We start from the raw sequence: 20722 nt of genomic DNA on the forward strand, positions 1-20722 counted from the left end.
ATAAAACTGATCAGCTTCCTTAAAGGAAGCTTTTTAGTATTAATTTTTTCTTAAAAATGATAATTTAATATGAAACTAACTAAAAAATATATTAAAAATGTATTATTACAAATTAATAAATGTAAAAATATATATGAATTAAATGAAATAAAGTCTAAAAATTTAGGAAAAAAAGGATTTATTACAAAAAAAATGAAATTTTTAAAAGAAATGGATTTAAATAAAAGAAAAGAATTTAGTATATTTATTAATAAAATTAAAAAAAAAATAATAAAATTAATTTTAAATAAAAAAAACGAATTAATAGAGAAATTTTCTAATATTACTTTAAATAAAAGTAATATTGATATTACTTTATCATCTAAAGAAATTTGTTCGGGTTCATTGCATATTATTACTAAATCAATATATAAAATACAGAATTTTTTTTCAAAATTGGGTTGTGAAGTTATTTCTGGTCCAGAAATAGAAAGTGATTATTATAATTTTGATGCTTTAAATATTAAAAAAGATCATCCATCAAGAGATAGTCACGATACTTTTTGGTTTAATAAAAATTTTTTATTAAGAACTCAAACTTCTAGTGTTCAAATTAGATCAATGGAAGTTAAAAAACCTCCTATTAGAATAGTAGTTCCAGGAAAAGTATATAGAAATGATTCAAGTTTAACACATAGCCCAATGTTTCATCAAATTGAAGGATTAATTGTAGAAAAAGGTATTAGTTTTTCAAATTTGAAGTGGATAATGGAAAATTTTTTATATGATTTTTTTAAAAAAGTATATAAAATTAGATTTAGGAATTCATATTTTCCTTTTACTACTCCATCAGCAGAAATAGATATTTTTAATAATAAGTCACAAAAATGGTTAGAAGTATTAGGATGTGGTATGGTTCATCCAACTGTTTTAAAAAATGTAAAAATTAATTCAAAAATATATTCTGGATGTGCTTTTGGAATCGGAATTGAACGATTGATTATGTTAAAATATAATTTATCAAATATTCGTTCATTTTTTAAAAATGATTTAAGATTTTTAAAACAATTTAAATAATAGTGAGAAAAAATGAAATTTAGTCTTTCATGTTTAAAATATTTTTTAAACAAAAATATTAAAGATTCTGTAATTTGTAATCAATTGACTGAAATTGGGTTAGAAGTAGAAGATTATGTAAAAAAAAAATATAATTTTAAAAATTCTATTATTGGTAAAGTTATATCTATAAAAAAATTAAATAAGTGTTATATATTTAAAATTTATATTAATAAAAATGTGTTTATAAAATTATTGTCAAAAAAAATAAATTGTTATAAAGGAATGAAATTAGCTATAGGTATAAAAGAATACAAAAATTTTAATATAAATGAAGTTTTTTTAAAAAAAAATATAATAAAAGAATTAAAATGGAAAATATATAAATATTCTGATTTTAATATTTTTGGAAATAAAAATTATGTAGTAGAATTTCCTTATAATGTTAAAATTGGAATTTTTGTTAAAGAGTATTTTAAAAAAAATCCTGAAGATACTATTTTGATCAATATTACTCCAAATAGAAATGATTGTTTAGGAATATTAGGAATTGCAAGAGATCTTTCAGTTTTAAATAATATTAATTTAAAAAATAAATATCATATTCAGAAAGATATAAAAAAAAAAAGTACAAAAAAATTTAATATTTTAGTTCAAGAAAATAATATTTGTTCAAATTATTTTTTAAAAATTATAAAAAATATTGATTTATCTATAAAAACTCCATTTTGGATTAGAGAATTTTTAAGAAAATCTCATATAGAATCTATTAATATAGTTCAAGATGTAGTAAATTATGTTTCATTAGAGTTAGGTCAATCAATTCATATTTTTGATTTTGATAAAATTAATAATAATTTTTTGAAAATTAGATTATCAAAAAAAAATGAGAAATTTTTTTTAAAAAAAAATTTTTATATTAAAACAGTAAAAGATACTATTGTTCTTTTAAATAATGAAAAAATAATATCTTTAGGTGGTTTTATAAATTCAAAAGATTTTTATATAAATAAAAATACTAAAAATATATTTTTAGGATCAGGAGTTTTTAATCATAGTTATATTGATCGAATTAAAAGTAATTATAAAAATTATTATTTATCATATGATAGTCATTTTAGAAAATGTGAAAAATATTTATCTTATTTTTCTTTAAAAAAAATTACAAAAATATTATTAAAATTATGTGGAGGAAAAATAAGTTCTGTTAATTTTTTTTCAAAATTTCATATAAAAAATAATAAAAAAATTACTTTATCATATAAAAAAATAAATAAAATTTTAGGATTTAAAATTAATAAATTTGTTATTATTGATATTTTAAAAAAATTAAAATATTGTGTTTTTGAAAATTTATCTAAAATAAAAGTTTTTCCACCATTTTTTCGTTCAGATATTTTATGTATAGAAGATGTTATATCTGATATAGCAAGATTTTATGGATATAATAAAATACCTTCTATTCCTTTAAAATTTTTTTTTAATTCTAATAAGGTAAATACTAATTTAAAAAAAATAAAAAAAATAAATAATTTTTTATTAAACAAAGGTTATTCTGAAGTAATAAATTATAGTTTTTCAGACTTTTTATCTCAAAAAATTTTTTCTAAAAAACATAAATTATTAAAAATTATTAATCCTATTTCTAAAGATTTATCTTATATGAGAGCATCTTTGTTTCCTGGGTTAATTAAAGTTATGTTATATAATAAAAATCGTCAACAAGATTCTTGTTCTATATTTGAAAGTGGTTTATGTTTTAAAAAAAAAATGAATAAAGAATTTGATATCAATCAATTTTTTGTTTTTTCTGGAATAAAAAGTGGTTTTAAACAAAAAAAAAATTGGTTATATAAGGATAGAAAATTTAATTATTATGATTTAAAATATGATGTAGAATTTTTTTTATCTTATTTTTTTAATTATAATGAAATTTTATTTAAAAAAGATAGCATTTTAGGATTTGATAAAAATTTGTGTTCAAAAATTTATTATAAAAATACTTTAATAGGATCTATTGGAATGTTAGATAATTCTGTTAAAAAATTTTTTCAATTTAAAGATGATGTATTTGCATTTGAGATTTTTATTAAAAATTTATTATTTATTGAAAAAAAAATTAATGAATTTTTTTTATATCCTTATAGTTCAAGAGATATATCTATTATTATATCAAATAAAATTTCTTCTTCGGAAATTGTTTATATATGTTATCAGGTTTCTTTAAAATATATTTTTAATGTATATATATTTGATGTTTATCAAGGAAAAAATATTCCAAAAGATAAAAAAAGTTTATCTATTAGAATTTTTTTTAAAAGTAATAAAAAAAGTTTAACTAATATTGAAATCGAATCTTTATTAAAACAATGTTTAAAAACACTAAAGAATAAATTTCAAGCTGAATTAAGAAGTAAATAATTTTTTATTTTATAATACAAATTTTTATTTCATTTTTTATATTTTTTAAAAAATTTTTTATTATAATTAGTTATTTTAATATTTTTAAATATCTATAAATAAAATTTTTGATGAATTTTATTATTTTGTTTTTAATAAATTTCTTTTAAAAAAAATTTTAAAATATAAATTTTTATTTAAGGCACAAAAAATGAATTGTTTAATGAATTCAGTATATTTATTTTCAATAAATTCTATTTCAAAAAATATGTTTTCTATAGTTTTTTTTTTATTAATATGTTTATTATTTTTTTATTTTTTTATATTTAAACCTCAAAAAGAAAAATTAAATACACAATTAAAATTAATAAATTCTATTGTTGTGAATGATGAAGTAATGACAAAAAGTGGTTTTATTGGAAAAGTTTGTAAAATTTACAAAAACAGTTATCTAAAAATAGAATTAAATAAAAATATTAAAGTATTAATAAAACGTGATTTTATATTAGCTATTCTTCCTAAAGGAACTTTGAAATTAATGTAATTTTTTTAATATTTTAAAAAAATAGTTTATTTGACTAAAAAAATTTAAATTTCTTTTTAAGTATTTTTTTAGTCAATATATCTAATATATTTTTAGTATAAATAAGAAAAATTTGCTATTTTAGAAAATATATTTTTTAATTTTTTTAAAATGCTTAATCTATTAATTTTAATTTCTTTTATTTCATGATTTATTTTTATTTCATTAAAAAATTTTTCTATTATTGAATGGATATTTATTATTTCTTGTATAGAATTTTTATATTTTTTTTGTTTGTTATATTTTTTTATTTTTTTAGATATTTTTTTTATTTTATAAACTATTTTTTTTTCTAAATTATTACTTAATAATGATTTATTAATTTTTGTTATATAGTTTTTATGATTTTTTTTTAGGATATTATCAATTCTTTTATTTAAAATTAATATTTTTTTTGAATTAATAGACTTTATAAAATTTATTAATGTTTTGATTTTTTTATTTATTTTAAATAAATTAATTTTATTAAAATTAGTTACAGATTTTATAATTTTTTTTATATTTTTTTCATTTTTATAAAAGTTATTAAATCTATTGATTATAAAATTTAATATATTTTTATAAAATAATTTTGGTTTTTTTATATTATATATTTTTACAATTTTTTCAATTAAAATATTTAGATTAAATGAAATTTTATTTGTTATAATTATTTTTAATATTCCTATTACGGTTCTTCTTAAAGCAAAAGGATCTTTATCTGATTTAGGTTGCTTTCCTATAAGAAATAATCCAATTAAATTATCAAATTTATCTGATATTGATAATATTTTTCCTATTTTTGTTTGAGGTAATTTATCATTTTCATATTTTGGAAGATATTGTTCTTTAATTGCTTTATATATTTCTTTTTTTTCATTATTATATTTTGCATAATAAGATCCTACTATTCCTTGCATATCTGGAAATTCTGAAACCATATTACTAACAATGTCATATTTTGATAAAGAAGCAGCTCTAAAAGCATTTTTAATATTAAAATTTATTATTTTTGAAAAAAATAATATTATTTTTTGAAGTCTTTTTTGTTTTTTGTATAAACTTCCTAAATTATTATAAAATAAAACATTTTTTAGTAATTTTTTATTTTTTTTTAGAGGAGTTTTTATATCTTTTTTAAGAAAAAAAATAATATCTTGTAATTTAGAAGATATTACAGATTTATATCCTAATATTATATTTTTATAATTTTTTGTTTGTAAATTTATTATAAAAATAAAATAAGATTTTAAATCTCCATTTTTTTTAAATAATGGAAAAGATTTTAAAATTTTTTCTATAACATAAATAATTATTTCTTTTGGAATAGATAAATATTTTTTATTAAAATTAGAAATTAAAGCAGTTGGTTGTTCAACTAAAGAATTTACTTCATTTAATAAGTTTTTGTTAATTTTTATATAACTATTGCTATTTTTTGTTAAATTTCTAATATCTTTTAAAATCTTTTTTTTTCTTTTTTTATAATTTACAATTATGTTTCCTTTTTTTAATAAAATTGATTCATAATTTTTTGCATGTAAAATTTTTATTGTATTTTTTTTATTTAATTCAAGTCCTTGAGAATTATTATTTGTTTGTAAATTGAAAATTTTAAAAGGAATAATTTTTTTATTTAATAACATAATAATATTTCTGACAGGTCTAATAAATTTATAATTTTTTTTATTCCATCTCATAAAATGAGGATGAGATAATTTATAAATAACTTTTTTTGTTATTTTAGGAAGTGTTTCTTTTAATTTTTTAATTTTTTTTTTTTTTTTATAAATTAACCATTCTGAATTATTTTTCTTATATTTTTTAATTTTATTTATATCAATTTTAAGTTTTTTCATCCATAATATAGCTGGTTTTTGTAAATTTCCGAATTTGTCATATGAAATTGACGTTGGAGGGCCTTTTTTAATAATAATTTTTTTTTTATTATTATTTTTCACATTTATTATTTGTATTGCTATTTTTTTATGTGTAGCAAACCAATTTATTTTTTTATAATTTATATTTTTTATATTTAATATTTTAATAAATTTATTATAAAAAGATAATGATATTTTTTTTAATATATTAGCAGGAATGTATTCTATTCTTATTTCTACTAGAAATGTTTTTTGTTTCATAATTTACTCTTTTGTTATATGTTTGTGCAATTTTTTTAGTAATTTTTCGAATTTTAAAAATATAATTTTGTCTTTCTATAGATGATATTAGTCTTCTAGAATCTAATAAGTTAAAACAATGAATAGCTTGTAATATACATTCGTAAGCAGGTATGAGAAGAATTTTTTTAAGTGATAATAATCGTTTTGATTCAAAATAATATAATTTAAAATTTTTAAATAAAAAATTTTTTCCTGAAATTTCTAAATTGTATTTAGATTGTTCAATTTCATTTTTATAAAATAGATCTTTATAAGTGATTTTTTCAAATTTATTTTCAGACCATATTATTTCATATATATTTTTAATGTTTTGAATATGCATAGCTAATCTTTCTAATCCATAGGTTATTTCAATTGCTACTGGATTACAATTTATTGCTCCAATTTGTTGAAAATATGTAAATTGTGTAATTTCTATTCCGTTTAGCCATACTTCCCATCCTATTCCAGAAGCACCTAATGTTGGATTTTTCCAATTATCTTCTATAAATTTTAAATCATTATTATTAATATCTATTTTAAGATTAGATAAAGATTGAATATAAATTTCTTGAATATTTTTTTTTACTGGTTTTATAATTACTTGAAATTGATAATATTGTTGTAGTCTATTTTTGTTTTTTCCGCTTCTTCCATCTGTTGGTCTTCTTGATGCTTGAGTATAAGCATATGAAATGGGTTTTTTTTCTATACATGAAAAAAATGTTTTATGATGAAATGTTCCTGCTCCAATAGGAATATCTAATGGTTCTAATATTGTACAACCTTGTTTATTCCAAAAAGTTTTTAAATTTATAATAATTTCATAAAAACTTTTTATTTTTTTATTGTTCATAATTTCCTTAAGAAATATTTTATAATATGTTTTATAAAAATTTTTAGGGTAAAAAATTTTTATTAAATTAAATATATTTTTTTAAAATAATAAATTTTTAAAAATTTTTATAAATTTTAAATATTATATATTATTAATTTTATTAAGTATTTTAAAAAATTTATATATATATGTTTTTAAAAAATTGTATTTTTTTTAAATAGGAAATAAATAATGAAATATATTGGACCTCATGTTAGTATTTCTAAAGGTATAGTTCAATCTTTAGAAAACTCTTATAAGTTAAAATCAACTGCAATAGGTTTTTTTATAAAAAATCCATTAAGATGGAAAATTTCTAAAATTTCTAAAAAAGTAATAAAAAATTTTAAAAAAAAATGTAAAAAATATAATTATTCTATGAAACAAATTTTACCTCATAGTGGATTTTTAGTAAATTTAGGGCATCCTAATAAATTTTTTTTAAATAAATCTATCAAATCTTTAATAGATGAAGTTTTATTATGTGATAAATTAGGTCTTAATTTTTTAAATGTTCATCCAGGTAGTCATTTAAATAAATTTTCTAAAAAAATGTGTTTAAATCGAATTTCAGAGTCTATAAATATTATTTTAGAACAAACAAAAAATGTTATTTTAGTTCTTGAAAATACTGCAGGTCAAGGAACAAATTTAGGATATCGATTTGAGCATTTATCTGATATTTTAGATAAAGTAAATAATAAAAATCGAATTGGTATTTGTATTGATACATGTCATTTGTTTGCTTCAGGATATGATATACGTGATTTAGATAATTATTATAAAACTTTTAGTGATTTTGATAAATATATTGGATTTAATTATTTAAAAGGGATACATTTAAATGATTCAAAGAATAATTTAGGAAGTCGTAAAGATCGACATGAAAATTTAGGTTTAGGATATATTGGAAAAAATTTTTTTAAAATTTTTATGAAAGATAAAAGATTTAATAAAAAACCTATAATTTTAGAAACAATAAATAATAAATTATGGAAAAAAGAAATTTCTTGGTTAAAAAAACAAGCATTTTAAAGTAAATTAAATTTTTTTAAATTAATTTGTTTAATAATTTGTGAGAGATTAATTATGATAACTATTTATGGAACAGAAAGACTAAAATCTGGGACTAGTTATAGTAGACAATTAAGATGTGAAAATAGTTTACCATCAATAGTATACGGAAAAAAAAAAAAAAATTTATTAATTAAATTAAAACAAAATGATATTATAAATTTTTTTAATAAAAATAAACTTCAAAGTAATATATTATTAGTTATTAATAAAAAAAAAATTAAAGTTATTTTAAAAGAAGTTCAAAGACATCCATATAAACATAAATTTTTACATATTGATTTTTTAAGAATATAATTTTAAAGGCACGTAATATTAATTAATTTCGTTTTTATTTCGATATTTATTGTTATTATTTAGGTTTTTACCCGTGCCATTTTAATATATAATATTTTTTAAAAAATTTGTTTAGAAATAAAATATTTTTACTATTGAAGATCTTAAAATAATCATATTTTGGTTAAATTGTAATATAATAATATTTATAATACCTATTATTAAAATTATTTTTGGAAGCCATGATATTTTTCTTTTATTTAAAAAATTAATAATTATATTTTTTTTATTTTGAATATTTTTCCAAATAGTCCATATGCTTAAAAAAATAATTATTATATTAAAAATTAAAAATTTTTTAAAAATATTATTTTCGTGATTTTTTGGAAGATGTATTAATAATACTGTTAACATTCCAGGTATTAAATATATTAAAGGCCATATAATACAGCTTAAAAAATTTGGTAAAAAAAATTTTTTTATAAAAGATATTTCTAGCATTCCAGATAAAATAGGAATAATTGGTCTTGCGGGTCCAATAAATTTTCCAAAAAAAATTGAAGATATACTATGTTCATTTAATATTTTTATCATTTTTTTTATAATTACATAATATTTTTTAAATATTCTTAATTTTTTTACCCAATTTTTAAATTTAAATCCAATAAAATATGAAATCCAATCTCCTAATAAACATCCAATTGTTGAAGAAATCCATGATGGATAAAATTTTTCATGAGAATTTGCAATAATTGCTCCTATTGCTGACATGATCATCATTCCAGGTATAAATAATCCAATTAAAGCTAAGGATTCTATAAAAGAAATAATTGCAACTATTAAACAAAAATAAATTAATGTTTGATTAGAAAGATAATTAAATAATAGTTCCATATTTTTTATTCCATATTAAAAATATAAATTATTTAAATATTTTATATGAATTTTTAAAATAAGAGAAATATTAAAATCACAAAAAATTTTTTTAATAGTAAATTTTTAAGTTTAATTATTTTTTTTTATTTTAGATGTTTAAAACATAAAAAAATATATAAATTTTAAAATTTTATGTTATTTTTTTTAGAAAATTATTTAAATATTATTGTTTTTATATAAATTAAATAAAATTTAATAATGATATAAATATCTATTTATATTTTTTATTTTAATTTTTAAAAAAGTAATATGTTAAAAAAATTTTATAAAATTTATTTTTTAATTTTATATTTATTTTTTAAAATTTTTTATTTTATAGAATTATTAAAGAATAATAATAGACATTGTAAAAAATTAATTTTTAACATATTTAAAATTTTTAAAATAGATTATAAAATATAAAAATTTATTTATAAATTTGTTATTTTTAGTATAAATTTTTGATAAAAATTATATAAAATTTTTTTATTAAATTATTTATCTAAAAAATATATTTCAAATATATTTATTTTTTTAAAATATAGTATAATAAGTATTAATTTTTAAAAATTTTTATTTTAAAGTAAAAATTAGTATTTTTATAAAATAATTTTATTTATATAATAGACAAAAATTATTTTTAAAAATTTTAAAAATTTTTTTAGAAAAATAATCATTATATTTTTTATAATTTTTATTTATAAATATTTTAAATAAATAAAAAATTTTTTATGATAAATTTTAAATTTTATACGTTGAGAAATTTGTTAAATTATGAAAAAAAAAAAAAAAATATATAAATTTTTTAAAAAAAAATATTTTAGTCAAATTTTTTTAAAAGATGTTTGTATTATTGATAAAATTATAAATTCTATAGATCCAAAAAAAAATGATTTGTTATTTGAAATTGGTCCTGGTTTAGGAGCTTTAACTATTCCTTTGTGTAATTTAATTGATAATTTATCGGTTGTTGAAATTGATTCTGATATTTTAAAATTTTTTAAAAAAAAAAAAATATTTTACAAAATAGATTTTTATTTAAAAGATGTATTAAGTTTTGATTTTTTAAATTTTTATTTAGATAAAGATAAAAAAAAAATACGACTTTTTGGAAATTTACCGTATAATATTTCTACAAAATTATTAATTAATTTAACAAAATATAATTTTATTTTTAAAGATTTACATTTTATGTTTCAGAAAGAATTTGCAAATAGAATTTTAGCTCAACCTAATAATAAATTTTATGGGAGATTAAGTATTTTAATACAGTATTTTTTTAAAACTGAAAAATTATTTGATATATCTCCAGATTGTTTTTCTCCTATTCCAAAAATTAGTTCTACTTTTTTAAAGTTATCTCCACATAAATTATTTTCTGAATTACTTTTTGATGTTAATGTATTAAGTAAAATTACAAAAATAGCTTTTAATAGTAGACGAAAAGTATTAAAAAATAGTTTATATAAATTATTTACAGAAAAAGAATTAATTTCTTTAGATATTGATTCTAGCTTACGTCCTGAAAATTTATCTTTGAAAAAATATTGTTTGTTGACAGATTTTTTAATAAAAAAATATATTTAGTTATATATAAATTTTATAAAAAAATTTAGATAGTATTTAAAATTTTTATAAATGTTGTTTATATTATATTTGAAAAAATAGGAAATTATTTATGAGTACTTATTTTATAGGTGATATTCATGGATGTTATAATCAATTTAAATCTCTTTTAAAAAAAGTTAATTTTAATATTGTTAAAGATCAATTATGGATAACAGGTGATTTAGTTGGTCGTGGTCCAGATTCTTTTAAAGTTTTAGAGTATATTTTTTCTTTAGAAAAAAATGTAAAATTAGTATTAGGAAATCATGATTTAAATTTAATTTCAATATATTATGAAGTTCAAAAAAGATCTATAGAAAAAGAGATTTCAGATTTATTAAATAACAATAATATGCACGATATTATGAATAAATTAAGAAATGTTCCTTTAATTCAATATGATAAAAAAAGAAAATTAATTATGACACATGCTGGAATTTTTCCTAAATGGGGTTTAAATGATATTTTAAAATTTTCAAATCAAGCTCATAAAATTTTATCAGGAAATAATTTTTTAAAATATTTAAAATATATGAATGGAGATTTTCCTAATTTTTGGTTAAATAATTTAAATAAATATGATATTTTTCGTTTTACAATTAATGTTTTTACTAGAATGCGATATTGTTATTTTAATGGAGAATTAGATTTTAGTTATAAAGATACTCCTCCTCATTTTAATAAAAATATTGTTCCATGGTTTACTATAAAAAATAAATTAGGAAAGAAATATTTTATTTTTTTTGGACATTGGTCTTCATTAAAAGATACAACAACACCAGAAAATATATTTCCTTTAGATGCTGGTTGTTGTTGGGGTAGATATTTAACTATTTTTAGATGGGAAGATAAAAAAATTTTTAAAAAAAAATGTAATTTAATAAAATAATTATTTATGTAAAATTTTTAAAAAAATATATTTTTTATTATTTTAAATAACATTAAATTTTAAAATTATTTTTTTTATTTTATTTTTATTTTTTTATGAATTTTTTGTAAATATAAAATTTTTTTAAATGGATCTTTTTTTAATGAATTAATAGATGCTATTGCTCCATTTATTGTAGTATTATAATATATTTTATATTGAATAGCTTGTTCTCGAATAAATTTTGTTGTTTTTATTTCATTTTTTGAAATCGCTGTACTAATAATATATGAATATTTTCCATTTTTTATTTTTTTACATATTTTTAATTTATTATCATATATTTTTTGAATATTTCTTGTATGAATATTATTTTTTTTTAAAAGATCATAAATTTTTTTTGTTGTATCTATTTTGAAATTAAATTTTTTTAATTTTTTTGCTAGTTTTATAATTAATTTTTTTTTTTCTTCATTAATTATTAATAAAGTTCTTTTTTTATTACTTATTTTATTTTGAGTACCTAAAATAGCTTTTCCAAAAGCTTCTTCAAAACTTTTTCCTATTCCCATAACTTCTCCAGTAGATTTCATTTCTGGTCCAAGAATAGGATCTGAATGAGAAAACTTGTTGAATGGGAAAACAGATTCTTTTACTGAATAATACTTCAATTTAATTTCTTCTTTAACAAAGTTTTGTTTTTTTAAGTTAATTCCAATCATAACTTTTGTAGCTACTTTTGCTAATTGTATTCCTGTAGATTTAGAAATAAAAGGAATAGTTCTTGCAGCTCTTGGATTAACTTCAATAATATATAGTTTATTATTTTTTAATGCAAATTGAATATTTATAAGACCTTTTATTTTTAGTTCTAAAGATATTTTTTTTACTTGTTTTTTAATTTTAGATATAATTTTTTTATTTAAAGAATATGATGGAAGAGAACAAGCTGAATCACCAGAATGAATTCCTGCTGGTTCAATATGTTCTATAATTCCTCCAATAAATATTTGTTCTCCATCAAAAACTGCATCAACATCTATTTCTTTTGCATTTTCTAAATAATGATCTATAAATATTGGTTCTTTTTTATTTTTAATTTTATTTTTAAAATATTTTTTTAAACTTTTTGAATTATATAAAATTTCCATAGATTGTCCTCCTAAAACATATGAAGGTCGAATCATAATAGGATATTTAATTTTTTTTATTGCTTCTTTTGCTTCTAATAAGTTTTTTACTGTTTTATTTTTTGGTTGTTTTAATTTTAATTTTTTTATAATTTTTTGAAATTTTTTTCTATCTTCAGATTTATCAATAGATTTTGCGCTTGTTCCGATAATTTTAATTCCTTCTTTATATAATTTTTTTGCTAATTTAAGAGGAGTTTGTCCTCCAAATTGAATAATTACTCCTTTGGGTTTTTCTATTCTTATAATTTCTAATACATTTTCTAAATTTATTGGTTCAAAATATAATTTATCTGAAGTATCATAATCTGTAGAAACAGTTTCGGGATTACAATTTATAATAATTGTTTCGAATTTATTTTTTTTTAGAGCTTGTGCAGCATGTACACAACAGTAATCAAATTCTATTCCTTGTCCTATTCTATTAGGACCGCTTCCTAGAATAATAATTTTATTTATATTTTTAGTAGGTTTAGATTCACATTCGTCTTCCCAAGTAGAATACATATAAGAAATTGATGTTTTAAATTCAGCTGAACAAGAATCTACTCTTTTATAAACAGGATGTATATTTTTTTTATATCGAAGTTTTCTTATATAATTTTCTTTTTTATTAATTAAATTTGCTATTCTTTTATCTGAAAATCCTTTTTGTTTTATTTTTTTTAAAAATTTAGATTTATTTATTATATTAGTATTTTTTTTTATTTTTTCTTCAATTAAAATTAATTCTTGGATTTGTATTAAAAACCACATATCAATTTGTGTTATTTTATGTATTTTTTTTATAGAAATATTATTTCTAAAAGCTTCTCCAATATACCATAATCTATCTGATCCAGGATATTTAAGTTCTTTTTTTATTTTTTTAATATTTTTTATAGATTTATTTTTAAAGTTTTTTAAATCAAATCCAAAAGAATTTATTTCTAAACTTCTTATAGCTTTTTGAAGAGATTCTTGAAAAGTTCTCCCAATAGCCATTACTTCTCCTACAGATTTCATTTGTGTAGTTAATTTTTTATTACTAGAAGGGAATTTATCAAAGTTAAATCTAGGAATTTTTGTTACTACATAATCTATAGATGGTTCAAAAGATGCTGGTATATTAATTCCTGAAATTGTATTATTTAATTCGTCTAATGTATATCCAATTGATAATTTTGCTGCAATTTTTGCTATCGGAAATCCAGTTGCTTTTGATGCTAATGCTGAAGAACGAGAGACTCTTGGGTTCATTTCAATAACAACTATATCTCCGTTTTTAGGATTAATTGCAAATTGAACATTTGATCCACCTGTTTCAATTCCTATTTCTTCTAGAATTTTTATAGAAGAATTTCTCATAATTTGATATTCTTTATCACTTAATGTTTGTGCTGGTGAAACTGTTATTGAATCTCCTGTATGTATTCCCATAGGATCTATATTTTCTATAGAACAAACTATAATACAATTATTGTTTTTATCTCTTATTACTTCCATTTCATATTCTTTCCAACCGATCATAGATTCATCAATTAATAATTCTTTTGTAGGAGATAATATTAATCCTTTTTCACAAATTTTTTTAAATTCTTTTATATTATAAGCAATTCCTCCTCCAGTCCCTCCCATTGTAAAAGATGGTCTAATTATACATGGAAAACCAATTTTTTTTGCTATTTTAAAAGCTTCTTTTAAAGAATGCGCAATTCCAGATTTTGGCATTTTTATATGAATTTTTTTCATAGATTTTCTGAACAAACTTCTATTTTCAGCTTTTTTTATAGAACTTACAGTGGCTCCGATCATTTTTACTTTAAATTTTGATAAGATATTTTTTTTATGTAATTTTAAAGCGCAATTTAAAGCTGTTTGTCCTCCCATAGTAGGAAGTAATGCATCTGGTTTTTCTTTTTTTATAATTTTTTTAACTATTTTCCAATGAATTGGTTCAACATAAGTTTTATGAGCTATTTTTGGGTCTGTCATTATTGTTGCTGGATTTGAATTAATTAGAATTACCTTATATCCTTCTTCTTTTAAAGCTTTGCAAGCTTGAGCACCAGAATAATCAAATTCACAAGCTTGACCAATTATTATTGGTCCTGCTCCTAATACTAATATTGATTTTATTGTATTTATTTTTGGCATAGTAATCTCATTTTAAATTTTTTTATTTTTTTATAATTAATTTTATAAAATAGTTAAATAAAAATGATGCATCGTGTGGGCCAGGACTCGCTTCTGGATGACCTTGAAAACTAAACATAGGTTTATTTTTAATTTTTATTCCTTGTATTGTATTATCAAAAAGAGATGAATAAGTAATTTTAATATTTTTTGGAAGAGTTTTTTTATCTATAACAAAGTTATGATTTTGAGAAGTAATAATTATCTTTTTTGTTTTGGTATTTTGAACTGGATGATTTCCTCCATGATGGCCAAATTTCATTTTTATAATTTTGGCTTTATTTGCTAGAGCTAAAATTTGATGACCTAAACAAATTCCAAAAGTAGGAATATTATAAGGAAGTAATTTTTTTACAGATTTTATAGAGTTTTTAAAATTTCTTGGATCGCCTGGTCCATTTGAAAGAAAAATTCCATCTGGTGACAATTTTAGTATTTCTTTATATTTTATATTTTTTGAAACAATAGTTAATTTACATTTTTTTTGTATTAATATGTTAATAATATTTTTTTTAATTCCAAAATCATATACAACTATATGTTTTTTTTTAATTTTTAAAAATTTTTCATTAATTTTTTTATTATATTTTTTATGAAAATTAATATTTTTTTGATTTAATATGTTTTCTTTGAGTTTTTTTATTGGGATAATATTTGAAAATTTTAATTTTTTATACTTTAAAATTTCTTTATAATTTTTAAATTTTGGGATATTTTTTAAACATACAATACATCCTTTTTGAGAACCATGTTTTCTTATTTTTTTTGTAAGTTTTCGTGTATCGATGTTTGTAATAGTTATTATATTTTTTTCTTGTAGATATTCTAATAATGTTTTTTCACTTCTATAGTTACTAGAAATAGGAGATAAGTTTTTAAGAATTATTCCTTTTAAATGAATTGAAGATGATTCTTCATCATTTTTATTAATTCCTATATTTCCTATATGAGGACAAGTAAAAGTAATAATTTGATTTTTATAAGATGGATCTGTAATTATTTCTTGATATCCAGTCATAGAAGTATTAAAAACTATTTCTCCACTACTTATTCCATATATTCCAATAGATTTTCCATAAAATTTACTTCCATCTTCTAAAATTAAAACGGCAGTATTTTTCAAAGTTTCTCCAATATTTTTTTTATTGAAAAAATATTATATATTTTATAAGTTTTTAAATTAATAAAATTTTATTTTTTAATATATAACAATTAATTTTATTATATTAATTTATAATATTTTTTTTAGAAAATATATTTTTATAAAAAATTATTTTTTTAATACGTTTTCCATAGTAAATAATCCATTTTTTTTATTATTTATCCAAATTGCAGCTTTTATTGCTCCTTTAGAAAAAGTTTTTCTACTAAAAGCTTGATGTTTTATTTCTATTTTTTCTTCTTTATTAATAAATAATATAGAATGATTTCCAATAATTTCTCCTGCTCTAATAACATTAAATCCAATTTCATTTTTTTTTCTTTTATATTTTTTTGTATTTTTCTCAAAATTTGAAATATTATTAAAATCTTTTTTTAGTGTTTTAGCAATTTTTTTTCCTAAAGTTAAAGCTGTTCCAGAAGGAGAATCTATTTTATATCGATGATGAGATTCAGAAATTTCTATATCGGATTCTAATCCTATATTTTTTGTTGTAATTTCTAACAGTTTTAATAGTAAATTTATTCCTACACTAAAATTTGATGAATATAATATACTTATTTTTTTTGATTTTTTTTTCATATCTATATAATGTTTTTCTGTTAATCCTGTAGTTCCAATAATAATTTTTTTATTATTATTATAACAAAATTTTAAATTTTTCATTGTATTTTTAGGATTAGTAAAATCAATTAATATATCAAAATTTTTATTTTTCTTTATATTATCTTCAATTAAGATATTGTTTTTTTTTATTTTTATTAATTTTTTTAATTTTTTTTGATTTTTTTTATTTATTTTTTTCAAAATTAATAAATTTAATTTAATATTTTTAAAGTTTTTTGATTCTTTTATTAAACTTGTTCCCATTTTTCCTAATGCACCTGAAATAGCAATTTTTATAGTTTTTTTCATTTTTTTCTCTTAATAAATTATTTTAAAAATGGTATTTTTATATTATTTTTAATTAAGTGTTTTTATATAAATAAATTTTTTTATATATTTATAGATATTTTTTATATAACATGTTTTATTTAAGTAATAATGCTATTAATCCTAATGAAATACTGATATCAGAAATATTAAAAGTAGGAAAATGAAAATTTTTATAATGTAAGTCAATAAAATCTATTATAAATCCATTTTTTATTCTATCTATAAGATTTCCTATAGATCCTCCAATAAGAAATATAAATGCAAAATTTTGAATTTTTTTTTTTTTAAAAAAATAATATATTAAAAAAATTATTATAAAAATAATAAATATATTTATTTTATATAAATAATGATATTGAAGTATTTTTTTAGAGAATATTCCAAATATTAAACCATAATTTTTTATATAAAAAAAATTTAATATTGATAAAATTTTTTTAATATGATTAATTTTTATTTTTTTTAAAATCAATTTTTTAGTATAAAAATCTAATAAAATTATTAAATTGATTAAAAAATAATTTATATATTTTTTTTTAAAAAAATTATTCATTTACGCAAAAATTCTATCTTTTTCTTTACCAGAAATGTTTAATGAGCATCGATTACAAATATTATTAAATTTGTCATTTGTTTCTTTTTTTTTAAAATAATGCCAACATCTATTACATTTTTTTCTTTCTTTTAATAATGTTAATTTTATTTTTATTTTGTCTAATAGATTGTTTTTTTTTATATTTTTTGGTGCATCTGAAAATTTTTTTAAAGAACATTTTGAAATTAAAAATATAAATTTTAGTTCTTTTTTAAAAATTTGAATTTCTTTTTTAGTATTTTTATCAATATATAATGTGATTGATGTTTCTAGAGAATTTTTAATTATTTTTTGTTCTTTTTTTTGTTCTATTAGTTTGTTAATTTCATTTTTAATTTGAAATATTTTTTTCCAAATGGAATTTTTAATGCACTTTTCTTTAGAAAATAAAAAAATTTTTTTATACCATGTTTTTATAAATAAATTTTTTGATTCTTCATAAAAAGGTATATGTTTCCATATTTCATAAGAAGTAAAGGGTAAAATAGGAAAAATCCAAATAGTAAATGCTTTTAAAATTAAAAAAATTGAAGTTTGACAACTTTTTCTATTTTTACTTTTTTTAGAAGATGTGTATAATCGATCTTTTGCAATGTCTAAATATATTGCGCTCATTTTTATAAAACAAAAATTTAATATTAACTTAATAACTTTATGAAATTGATATTTTTTATAAAATTTAATAATTTTTTTTTGAATTTTTAAAGTTTCTTGAATTGCCCAAATATCTATTTTTAACATATTTTCTTTTTTAATAAAATTTTTTTTAGGATTAAAATCGTGCAGGTTTCCTAAAAAAAAACGTGCTGTATTTCTTATTTTTCTATAAGAATCAATAGTTTGTTGTAATATTTTTTCTGATATAGAAATATCTTTAGAATAATTACTTGAAGCTACCCATAAACGTAATATATCTGCTCCATATTTTTTTATTACACTATTAGGGCTAATGGTATTACCAATTGATTTTGACATTTTTTTTCCATTTTCATCTATTGTAAAACCATGTGTAATAACTTTTTTATACGGTGCTTTTTTTTGTAAAATTAAAGATATCATTAAAGATGACATAAACCATCCTCTATGTTGATCTGATCCTTCTATGTATAAATCTGAAATTTTTAATTTATTATTTAAATATGGATATGTTGATGAAGTATACATACATCCTGATTCAAACCAAACGTCTAAAATATCTTTAGATTTTTTATAATATTTAGATTTTTCTTTTAAAAATTCATTTTTTTTAATTTTCCACCATGCTTCTATTCCATTTTTTTTAACAAGTAAAATAATTTTTTTTAAAAATTTATGTGTATTTTTATGTAATTTTCCTGTTTTTTTATGTATAAAAAAAGGTATTGGAACTCCCCAAGATCTTTGTCTAGAAACGCACCAATCTGGTCTTTTTTGAACTAATGAAATCATATTTTTTTTAGTCCAACTTGGAATCCAAGATATTTTTTTAATTTTTTTTATTGCATTTTTTTTAAAATTATTTTTATGAAGGTCAATAAACCATTGTTTAGTAGATCGAAAGATTACAGGTGATTTATGTCTCCAACAATAAGGATAAGAATGATTAATTATTGTTTTTTTTATTAAAGATTTATTTTTTTTTAAAAGAGAAATAATTGTTTTGTTAATATTAAATATGTTTTTTTGATCTAATTTTTTATGTATATTTTTTTTATAATTTCCAAATGAATCAATTAAATTTTTTGGAATAATATTATATTTTTTACATGCAATATAATCTTCTTGTCCATGAGCCGGAGCAGTATGTACAATACCTGTTCCAACATCTAATACAACATGAGTACTAAGTATTATTTGTAATTTAGTTTTAAAAAATGCATGAAAAAAGTATAAATTTTTTAGTTTTTTTCCTTTAATATTGTTTATAATTTTATATTTTTTTTTAGTAATAATTTTTATTATATCATTTGTTCTTTCTTTAGAAATTATAAACATTTTATTTTTTGTTTCTATTAAATTATATATAAATTTTGGATTAATAGAAATTGCTTGACTTGAAGGTAAGGTCCATGGTGTAGTAGTCCAAATTATTAAATATATTTTTTTTTTATTATTTTTATCTTTTTTTATTTTAAATATCTTTAATATTTTATTTGTATTAACTGATTTTAAAGAAAAATAAATAGAATCTGATTTTTTTTCTTGATATTCTACTTCTGCTTCTGCTAATGAAGATTGGCATTTAATACACCAATGAATCGGTTTTGATCCTTGATATAAATGTTTTTTTTTAAGAATTTTTGAAAGTATTTTAATGATATTTGATTGATTTTTATAGTCCATTGTTAACAATGAATTTTTCCAATTCGCTAAAACTCCTAATCTTTTAAAATCTTTTTTTTGATGTTTTACTTGTTTTTTAGCATATTCTCTACATTTTTTTCGAATTTCATTTTTTTTAAATTTTTTAAATATTTTTTTATATTTTTTTTCAATGCTATGTTCAATGGGTAATCCATGACAATCCCAACATGGAAAAAATGGAACTTTATATCCAGATAAATTTTTAAATTTTATAATGATATCTTTTAAAATTTTATTTAAAGCATGACCAATGTGAATTTTTCCATTTGCATATGGTGGTCCATCATTTATAATAAACGTTTTTAAATTTTTTTTTGAATCCATTATTAATTGATATATTTTTTTTTTTTTCCATTCTTTTAATATTTCAATTTCTTTTTGAGGTAAATTTGCTTTCATTGAAAATTTTGTTTTGGGTAGTTGTAAAGTATTTCTATAATTTTTCATAATTGCCTTTTTAAAAAAAAATTAAAATAATTATTTATTTTAATTTTTAAAGTTAAAAATTAAAATATATATTTTTTTATTTTATTATTTAAATTTT

Annotated in this window: 15 protein-coding genes; 7 read left to right on the forward strand and 8 right to left on the reverse strand. The window is 17.5% G+C overall.

Annotated features, from left to right (window positions below; translation table 11 throughout):
* The first annotated feature begins 69 nt into the window (after positions 1-69).
* The 3 genes from pheS (at position 70) to yajC (ending at position 3979) form a co-directional block, all read left to right on the forward strand.
* Positions 70-1056, forward strand: a complete 987-nt coding sequence (pheS, locus tag AB4W45_RS00480; RefSeq protein WP_367671358.1) for a phenylalanine--tRNA ligase subunit alpha — start codon at positions 70-72, stop codon at positions 1054-1056.
* A 12-nt stretch (positions 1057-1068) separates the two neighbouring features.
* On the forward strand, positions 1069-3456 hold the full coding sequence (pheT, locus tag AB4W45_RS00485; protein WP_367671359.1) for a phenylalanine--tRNA ligase subunit beta: 2388 nt from the start codon (positions 1069-1071) through the stop codon (positions 3454-3456).
* 190 nt (positions 3457-3646) lie between these two features.
* Positions 3647-3979, forward strand: coding sequence for a preprotein translocase subunit YajC (gene yajC / locus AB4W45_RS00490; RefSeq protein WP_367671360.1), 333 nt, complete (start codon positions 3647-3649; stop codon positions 3977-3979).
* Between the two features lie 92 nt (positions 3980-4071).
* Here yajC and glyS read toward each other — a convergent pair whose 3' ends face one another.
* Both glyS and glyQ read right to left on the reverse strand, forming a co-directional pair.
* Positions 4072-6138, reverse strand: coding sequence for a glycine--tRNA ligase subunit beta (glyS, locus tag AB4W45_RS00495; protein ID WP_367671361.1), 2067 nt, complete (start codon positions 6136-6138; stop codon positions 4072-4074).
* Positions 6086-7015 (reverse strand): glycine--tRNA ligase subunit alpha, encoded by a 930-nt coding sequence (gene glyQ / locus AB4W45_RS00500; protein ID WP_367671362.1) that lies wholly within the window; start codon positions 7013-7015, stop codon positions 6086-6088. Before glyQ ends, glyS begins: the two co-directional genes overlap by 53 nt.
* Before the next feature lie 213 nt (positions 7016-7228).
* On the opposite strand from glyQ, the gene nfo reads away from it, so the two are divergent.
* Positions 7229-8071 carry a deoxyribonuclease IV gene (nfo, locus tag AB4W45_RS00505; protein ID WP_367671364.1) on the forward strand — a complete coding sequence of 281 codons (843 nt, stop codon included), beginning with the start codon at positions 7229-7231 and terminating at the stop codon, positions 8069-8071.
* A gap of 54 nt (positions 8072-8125) precedes the next feature.
* Positions 8126-8407 carry a 50S ribosomal protein L25 gene (gene rplY, locus AB4W45_RS00510; RefSeq protein ID WP_367671365.1) on the forward strand — a complete coding sequence of 94 codons (282 nt, stop codon included), beginning with the start codon at positions 8126-8128 and terminating at the stop codon, positions 8405-8407.
* Between the two features lie 111 nt (positions 8408-8518).
* Here the strand turns inward: rplY and AB4W45_RS00515 are convergent, their stop codons facing one another.
* Positions 8519-9280, reverse strand: coding sequence for a DedA family protein (locus AB4W45_RS00515; protein ID WP_367671366.1), 762 nt, complete (start codon positions 9278-9280; stop codon positions 8519-8521).
* A gap of 795 nt (positions 9281-10075) precedes the next feature.
* Here AB4W45_RS00515 and rsmA point away from each other — a divergent pair.
* Together rsmA and AB4W45_RS00525 are read left to right on the forward strand one after the other, a co-directional pair.
* Positions 10076-10888, forward strand: coding sequence for a 16S rRNA (adenine(1518)-N(6)/adenine(1519)-N(6))-dimethyltransferase RsmA (rsmA, locus tag AB4W45_RS00520; RefSeq protein ID WP_367671368.1), 813 nt, complete (start codon positions 10076-10078; stop codon positions 10886-10888).
* Between the two features lie 91 nt (positions 10889-10979).
* Positions 10980-11798: a symmetrical bis(5'-nucleosyl)-tetraphosphatase gene (locus tag AB4W45_RS00525; protein WP_367671370.1), complete on the forward strand. Its 819-nt coding sequence runs from the start codon at positions 10980-10982 to the stop codon at positions 11796-11798.
* A gap of 74 nt (positions 11799-11872) precedes the next feature.
* Here AB4W45_RS00525 and carB read toward each other — a convergent pair whose 3' ends face one another.
* The 5 genes from carB to ileS all read right to left on the reverse strand — a co-directional run bounded on the left by carB (position 11873) and on the right by ileS (position 20625).
* Positions 11873-15103, reverse strand: a complete 3231-nt coding sequence (gene carB / locus AB4W45_RS00530) for a carbamoyl-phosphate synthase large subunit (protein ID WP_367671371.1) — start codon at positions 15101-15103, stop codon at positions 11873-11875.
* A gap of 22 nt (positions 15104-15125) precedes the next feature.
* The gene (gene carA, locus AB4W45_RS00535; RefSeq protein ID WP_367671372.1) at positions 15126-16265 is read right to left on the reverse strand and encodes a glutamine-hydrolyzing carbamoyl-phosphate synthase small subunit; all 1140 of its coding nucleotides are present in this window, start codon (positions 16263-16265) and stop codon (positions 15126-15128) included.
* A gap of 147 nt (positions 16266-16412) precedes the next feature.
* Positions 16413-17219, reverse strand: a complete 807-nt coding sequence (gene dapB / locus AB4W45_RS00540; protein ID WP_367671374.1) for a 4-hydroxy-tetrahydrodipicolinate reductase — start codon at positions 17217-17219, stop codon at positions 16413-16415.
* 115 nt (positions 17220-17334) lie between these two features.
* The gene (lspA, locus tag AB4W45_RS00545) at positions 17335-17793 is read right to left on the reverse strand and encodes a signal peptidase II (RefSeq protein WP_367671375.1); all 459 of its coding nucleotides are present in this window, start codon (positions 17791-17793) and stop codon (positions 17335-17337) included.
* Positions 17794-20625, reverse strand: a complete 2832-nt coding sequence (gene ileS, locus AB4W45_RS00550; protein WP_367671377.1) for an isoleucine--tRNA ligase — start codon at positions 20623-20625, stop codon at positions 17794-17796. It lies immediately after the preceding gene.
* Positions 20626-20722: the final 97 nt, after the last annotated feature.

The organism is Buchnera aphidicola (Periphyllus testudinaceus) (genome assembly GCF_964059035.1).
In the GTDB taxonomy this organism is placed as follows: domain Bacteria; phylum Pseudomonadota; class Gammaproteobacteria; order Enterobacterales; family Enterobacteriaceae; genus Buchnera_J; species Buchnera_J aphidicola_BN.